This window comes from Candidatus Schekmanbacteria bacterium, from assembly GCA_003695725.1.
GTDB lineage: Bacteria > Schekmanbacteria > GWA2-38-11 > GWA2-38-11 > J061 > J061.
Genome location: RFHX01000293.1, coordinates 1 through 2,542, shown reverse-complemented (window position 1 = coordinate 2,542; position 2,542 = coordinate 1). Strand labels below are relative to the sequence as shown.

Here is a 2,542-nt window from a genome sequence, read left to right as displayed (position 1 = left end):
GTATCAGTGACAGAATACTTTTATTACTTTATTCTGAAGAGAGCAAATTCTTGTCTATTGATAAAATTATGGAACATCTTAAATATAAGAATAAGAGATATTTAAAAAACAAGGTCTTGAAAAAATTGGAATCTCAGAAACTTATCGAATTGGCTGAAAATGATTCTGTTTTAATTCTTCCACCTGGTATCAAATATGTTGAAGATAACTATGAAAATTGGAAAATAGATTAGGAGAAGGACCAATGGATAACAACTTCAAAATTTCTGTCAAAATTGGTGAAATTGAAATTTCATTGGAAGGAAGTGAAAAATTTGTTTCAGAACATTACAAAACAATTAAGGATGATATTGAATCTCTTTTTGAACTCTGGAAAACATTGCCTCGATTAGCGAGTGGTGTTTCAGAAAAAGGAAAGGAAGAAATTTCTGGTGAACCTAAAATAAAAAATGAAATACCAGAAACCTTTGGCGAGTGGTTAACAAGGATTCCAAGAGATATTTCTGATACTGACAAAGCATTATTAGCTGGATATTTTCATCAAATTAATTCTGAACGTAAAGTGTTCAAAGTAAGAGATGTAACAAAAACTCTTAAAGATCATGGTATTAAGTTGTCAAATCCTTCACATTTAATAAAACATGCGGCTGAATCAAAAAAATACATTTTTCAACAGTCAAAAGAAGGCAATCAAATTAATTATAGATTTTCTAGAGAAGGTGAAGAATACATACAATCTCTTTTAAACATAAATGGTTAAACATATAACAATTGGCTCAACTTGACCGCAGGGGCTATGCGGTTTTTCAAGTTTAGAAGCCCGCACCAAGTTTTTTGGTTATTCAAAGTCAGTGCCCCGCAATCCTGCGGCAAGTTAGCCAAAACGTTATGCCATAATTACATTAAACGAATGGAGCTTCAATATGAGATTCGGTTCCATACTTTCGATTTCAATATTCTTAATTTTCAATGTAGTTTTTGCTAATAGGATAATGGCACAAACAACATGGGAAGAATTGCAGGCACAACCTAAACCAACTTTTGTGGGTTTAAACAAGGATAGTATCACTGTCGACATATTTTCAAACGATATATTTTTTTCATTTGGCCCTAATGTCAATGATCAGCTACGAGAAACATGCATATACCATTTGAAAAAAGCAGGTGTGAAAGTTTCAGACGAGACATTAAATACATTAAAGTATCCCAATTTGTATATAAGCATACAATTTGAGGCAATAGGAAGTGGTACCACTATTGTAGGCTATGCTTTTAGTGTCAGTGTGGGGCTTAGACAAAAAATTATTTTGGAGAGAAATAAAAAAATTACTGATTATGCGATAACATGGTTAAGGGTTAAAACAAGCTACGCGCCTGCTCCAGAGCTTTTGACCAATATACGAAACATTTTGAAAGAAAAAATTGATGAATTTGTAATTGAATATCTGAAAGCCAAGACTTAACAAAGAGGCTACTTTGGTGGAAACCAACCTAAATTTTCGCACACACAAATAAGTATAGAGAATCCCTATGAATGCAATTGAAAAAAAAATTAAAGAACTCAACGACATTGATGAAGAATTAAATTCTCAAATACAACACGGCAGTTTTATAAAAGATAAAGAAAAAATCAAAGTATTTTTTGGCCAGATTGAAAAGTTCCTAAATATTAGAACTCAAATTAGAAAAGAATTTACGAGTATTGACGCAATAGAATTGAAAGATATGAATTTGATGAAGACTCTAAGGAGAGTATCTGCAGGAGAAGATTTTATCGCTGATATTGTAGTCAAAGAATTAAATATTAAATCGAATGAAGATGATCAGTATGACTTACATGATCAAGACATAGATGATCTTGCTTTTAGCACTCTATTTTCATGGTTTGGGCCAAAAGAATATATTGAAGGCTTGATAGAAATTGGGGTGATGGTAACAGAAGTAACTATTCCCAAAATACTTATCCAATATCTTGAAGAAGCTCGCAAGTGTTATGCTTTTCAACAATACAATGCGGTAAATGCCTTATCAAGAACCATTTTGGAAATTGCAATGAGAGACATTTGTATTAGAAAAGGTTATATTGAAAGACTCGTAAACCACAAAGAATCATACAAAAAGTATCCTCCTCGGAAATTAATTGACAAAATTTCGAGTGGAGAATTAAAAAAGGAAATAGAAAATTTGTATTATGATAAACTTAGTCCCACAATTCACGGCTTTCGCTCATTTCTGGATAAGAATGTTAATATTGAATTGAGAAATACGATCAGAGTAGTTGAAAAATTATATGACCTTCACAAAATTAGAGCAGATTTGGCATAACAATATGCTCAACCTGAACGGTGGGGCCTGGAGATTTTAAGCAATAAAGGTGGTCAATCAAGTTTTGTTTGTTTCAGCAGGTTTTATCTGCGCACGCCCACCGTCAGGTTAGCATTAGCGTTATGTGGCATATAATGCAAGTGAAAATAAAAAAGGAAAATAGTTGAAGGTGTTAAAGCAATATTCTAAAAAAGCAGGGCTTCCACCGGGAAAACCC

Annotated in this window: 4 protein-coding genes; all 4 read left to right on the top strand. The window is 32.6% G+C overall.

Going from position 1 to position 2,542, the window contains the following annotated elements:
* Positions 1 to 50: 50 nt before the first annotated feature.
* Positions 51 to 233 (top strand): hypothetical protein, encoded by a 183-nt coding sequence (locus tag D6734_11070; protein RMF92978.1) that lies wholly within the window; start codon positions 51 to 53, stop codon positions 231 to 233.
* Positions 234 to 244: 11 nt separating this feature from the next.
* Positions 245 to 760, top strand: coding sequence for a hypothetical protein (locus D6734_11065; protein RMF92977.1), 516 nt, complete (start codon positions 245 to 247; stop codon positions 758 to 760).
* Positions 761 to 923: 163 nt separating this feature from the next.
* Entirely contained in the window at positions 924 to 1,463 is a 540-nt protein-coding gene (locus D6734_11060) for a hypothetical protein (GenBank protein ID RMF92976.1), read from the top strand.
* A gap of 67 nt (positions 1,464 to 1,530) precedes the next feature.
* Positions 1,531 to 2,325 carry a hypothetical protein gene (locus tag D6734_11055; protein ID RMF92975.1) on the top strand — a complete coding sequence of 265 codons (795 nt, stop codon included), beginning with the start codon at positions 1,531 to 1,533 and terminating at the stop codon, positions 2,323 to 2,325.
* Positions 2,326 to 2,542 lie beyond the last annotated feature (217 nt).